The 4,076-nt window shown below is 39.2% G+C and carries 5 protein-coding genes and 1 pseudogene; 3 read left to right on the forward strand and 3 right to left on the reverse strand.

Annotated elements, in window-relative coordinates; all coding sequences use genetic code 11:
* Window positions 1-325, reverse strand: a pseudogene (locus RT269_RS29805) (collagen-like protein); the annotation flags it as partial.
* Between the two features lie 412 nt (window positions 326-737).
* On the opposite strand from RT269_RS29805, the gene RT269_RS29810 reads away from it, so the two are divergent.
* The 3 genes from RT269_RS29810 to RT269_RS29820 all read left to right on the forward strand — a co-directional run bounded on the left by RT269_RS29810 (window position 738) and on the right by RT269_RS29820 (window position 2,266).
* The gene (locus tag RT269_RS29810) at window positions 738-929 is read left to right on the forward strand and encodes a hypothetical protein (RefSeq protein ID WP_313188137.1); all 192 of its coding nucleotides are present in this window, start codon (window positions 738-740) and stop codon (window positions 927-929) included.
* Window positions 907-1,095 (forward strand): hypothetical protein, encoded by a 189-nt coding sequence (locus RT269_RS29815; RefSeq protein ID WP_313188138.1) that lies wholly within the window; start codon window positions 907-909, stop codon window positions 1,093-1,095. The genes RT269_RS29810 and RT269_RS29815 overlap by 23 nt, the downstream gene beginning before the upstream one ends.
* A 127-nt stretch (window positions 1,096-1,222) precedes the next feature.
* Window positions 1,223-2,266 carry an aminoglycoside phosphotransferase family protein gene (locus tag RT269_RS29820; protein WP_313188139.1) on the forward strand — a complete coding sequence of 348 codons (1,044 nt, stop codon included), beginning with the start codon at window positions 1,223-1,225 and terminating at the stop codon, window positions 2,264-2,266.
* Between the two features lie 112 nt (window positions 2,267-2,378).
* Here RT269_RS29820 and RT269_RS29825 read toward each other — a convergent pair whose 3' ends face one another.
* Together RT269_RS29825 and RT269_RS29830 are read right to left on the reverse strand one after the other, a co-directional pair.
* Window positions 2,379-3,857, reverse strand: coding sequence for a DUF1846 domain-containing protein (locus RT269_RS29825; RefSeq protein ID WP_313188140.1), 1,479 nt, complete (start codon window positions 3,855-3,857; stop codon window positions 2,379-2,381).
* Between the two features lie 28 nt (window positions 3,858-3,885).
* On the reverse strand, window positions 3,886-4,076 hold a 191-nt coding region (locus RT269_RS29830), incomplete at its 5' end, for a hypothetical protein (RefSeq protein ID WP_313188141.1).

Consider the following 4,076-nt stretch of genomic DNA (forward strand, 5'->3'; position numbering starts at 1 on the left):
GAGCGCCAGTAGGTCCAGTCGGTCCCTGTGCCCCAGTAGCGCCAGTAGGTCCCTGAGCGCCAGTAGGTCCAGTTGGTCCCTGAGCGCCAGTAGCGCCAGTAGGCCCGGTTGGTCCCTGAGCGCCAGTAGCGCCAGTAGCGCCAGTTGGTCCAGTCGGTCCCTGTGCCCCAGTAGCACCAGTCGGTCCGGTCGGTCCTAGTAGTCCTTGAGGTCCGGTCGGTCCAGTAGGCCCGGTCGGTCCAGTCGGACCCTGGGGGCATTTAGGTCTGCAACAACAGCATCTATCAAAACGGCAATTATCGTCGCTATATCTACAATTATTCATTATAACTCCCTTCTGTTAAGGCGTGATTTGTGAGTTCTTTTTTAACACCTTTTTTACAAGGTTAAAATCATGATATAAAGGGTTTTTCACCGCTTTATAATGTATCATATGTGTTGAAAGATAAGTTTGTCAGACTATAAGTTAATGACCTCTCATCATGAACTCAGGAGTCAATCCAGCCAACTAAAGTTTTAATGAATTCTGTGATAATTAAGTAAACCAACATTGATTAAGTTGTAAATATATGAAGAATACGTTTCTAACATCGTTTTTTTCGGTAAATGTTTGATAATTTTAGTGAACTAATTGGAATCTGTTTTTTTGTGAAATACGGGCAGAAGTGTATTCCTGAAATTTGATATGACTGATCAGGAGCCTTGCAGATCATCCCCATGGGACAGATGGGATTAAGATGGGAACAGCCGGCAGACTGACACCGGAGACGCTGGAAAAAGCCAGGATGTGCATAGAGCTCCATGGAAAGAATTTGAAAAAGTGCCGGAAGGCAGGTGTGAAGATTGTTTTTGGCACGGATGCCGGAACCTATAACAATTATCATGGAAAGCAGACGAATTTGCTCTATGCAAAAATATGGGGATTTTAACTCAAAGGAACTACGGTTGTCCGCAGCGAAAACTTCTGTGGAGATGATGGACTTTTCAGGAAAGGCAGGCTGCATAAAGCCGGGATCTTTTGGGAATGTAGTTGCCGCAGAAATAAGCCCATGGTATGATATTACAAGCATGGAGAAAGATTCATTTGTTATGTAAGAGAGAAATGTATATAGATATGAGCCGTAAGAGCAGATCCAATAACGGTTTCATTTGCCGAATATATGGCTCCATGTATGGTGCCCTATCAACTGCAAGGTACAATCTTTATATGAGGAATATTTGCATGAATTTAAAAGAATTCTTTGAAACGATTTTAATAAGTTTTAACATGGGTAAAATGGTTTCGGAACCTGAAAAGGTTACAGGTGGTCTTACACATAAGATGTACAAGATTAACACCGATAAGGGAAACTATATCATCAAATTATTAAATCCTAACATTATGAGCAGAGCTACTGCTATGAATAACTATAATCGAGCGGATTTAATTGAAGAAAAACTAAAACAAAATAATGTTCCGGCAATATACTCTTTGATTTATAACAAAAAGAAAATGCAGGAATTAAACGGACAATATTTTTATGTATATAATTGGTATGATGGAAAATCATTAAAAAATAATGAGATAAAAAAATCTAATTGTAATAAAATTGGAGAAGCTTTAGCCAATATCCACAATATAGATTTAAAGAATAAAGAATTCATGAGGAATGAAATTCATGTGGATTTTAATAAATATATTGAGTCAGCAAAGAAGATTGATTCACCAATCTATGATTTGCTGCAAGATAAAGTTGAAATTTTAAATGAAAGTATGAATTGTGGTAATAAGGCAATAAAAAGTATGCCTAAGTTATTAAGTATCTGCCACAATGATATGGATAGTAAAAATGTATTATGGATAAAAGACGACTATAAAATAATTGATTTAGAGTGTCTGGGATATTCTAATCCATATTTAGAATTGTTTGAACTTGCAATATGCTGGTCTGGTTATGAGAAATGTAATATCGATTACGATTTATTTAATTCCTTTTTCAATTCCTATTTTAGGAATACAACACTAGATACCAATATTAATTGGGAAACTGTTTATTATTGTAATTTTGGAAGACTTGAATGGTTAGAATTTAATATAAAAAGGGCATTAATGATTGAATGCGACACTAAAGAAGAACAGGACTTAGGAATAAACGAAGTAAAAGAGACTATAGAACATGTTGTTTATTATGCAAAGGTAAAAGATGAAATTCTAAGCAATATTAATCAGTATAAAAGTAAAAGCATTAATAACATTAAAAGCATAAAAAGCATTAAAAGCAGATAGGCTTACATCAAAAAAGCAAGGATATGGAATCCTTGCTTTTTCTATAAGCAGTTATTTTATTACATAAGTTAATTGGAGCAGCAGGTCCTCGACACCAGCAGCACCTGCCTGATCAATGGTAGATTTTCTTCTCTTCATAAATAGGCTCGCAGGTCAGATTTACACCCAATTTCTTAAATACGTTAACATCTATATCGGAAAGCAGTACCGAAGTATGGGCATCACACCTCTTTAATTTCGGAAGCTGTTCCAGGGCAATCTGAGCATTGGGATCGGTTGCAGCACTGGCGGACAACGCAATTAAAACCTCATCCGTATGAAGCCTGGGATTTTTGCTGCCCAGATAGTTGATCTTTAATTTCTGAATCGGTTCAATGGCAGATGGAGAAATCAGATGGATGTCATGAGGAATATCTCCTAAAACCTTGACCGTATTTAACAGGAGAGCAGCAGATGCACCTAATAAGTTGGTCGTCTTTCCTGTGACAATGGTTCCGTCCTCTAATTCAAGTGCAGCAGCCGGAGAACCTTTTACTTCGGCCAGCTTGTTGGCAGCATTTACAACCTTTCTCATGTCAGCGGTTATTTTTGCCTGCTTCATTAGAAGCTCGATTTTATAGACCTCTTCTTTGGAACCCATATCCCTTGCCAGACGGGAAAGGGCCTGGTAATAACGCCTTATGATTTCCTGCATGGAAGCTTCCCTGCATATTTCATCATCCACCATGCAGAAGCCGACCATATTTACACCCATGTCAGTGGGGGATTTATAAGGGCATTCTCCGTAGATTCCCTCAAAGATAGCACTTAGTACCGGAAAGATCTCTACATCACGGTTGTAATTAACGGTGGTCTTTCCATAGGCCTCCAGATGAAAAGGATCGATCATATTTACATCGTTTAAATCTGCGGTAGCGGCCTCGTAGGCTAAGTTTACCGGATGCTTTAAAGAGATATTCCAGATTGGGAATGTCTCAAATTTTGCATACCCTGCCTTGATCCCCCGCTTGTTCTCGTGGTAAAGCTGGGATAAGCAGGTTGCCATCTTTCCGCTTCCAGGTCCTGGTGCAGTAATAATAACAAGGGGCTTTGTTGTTTCTATATAATCATTCCTGCCATATCCTTCGTCGCTGACAATAAGAGAAACATTGCTTGGATAACCGTCAATGATATAGTGACGGTATACTTTAATCCCCATTTTCTCCAGTTTACTTTTAAATAAGTCAGCCGCCTTCTGGCCGGAATACTGTGTGATAACAACGCTTCCCACATAAAGCCCTTTATCCGTAAAGGACTGGATCAGTCGTAAGACATCCACATCATAAGTGATGCCTAGATCATGGCGGATTTTATTCTTCTCAATATCCGCAGCGTTGATAGCGATCACGATTTCTGCCTGGTCTGACAGCTGCATCAGCATGCGGAGCTTGCTGTCAGGTTCAAACCCTGGGAGCACCCTGGAAGCGTGATAATCATCAAACAGCTTGCCGCCGAATTCCAGATAAAGCTTGTCACCAAACTGGCTGATCCGTTCCCTGATGTGTTCTGACTGCATGGTTAAATACTTATTGTTATCAAATCCGAATTTCATTTGTCCCTCCATGATGTGTGCTTACAGTTCAGTCATGCAGAAACAATAGTGTAATTATTTCCAGAGGGTTGACCCCTAACATGAATAATTTGGCGGCAAATACATATACCTTTCGGAAATATGTTTTATCCGCCAAATTAGGAATGACATGGTTGAACCATAACGCATACACGAACTTTTTGACCATAGTACTTATAAATTGTATCATATAAATTATGA

The organism is Lacrimispora sp. (assembly GCF_032078915.1).
In the GTDB taxonomy this organism is placed as follows: domain Bacteria; phylum Bacillota; class Clostridia; order Lachnospirales; family Lachnospiraceae; genus Lacrimispora.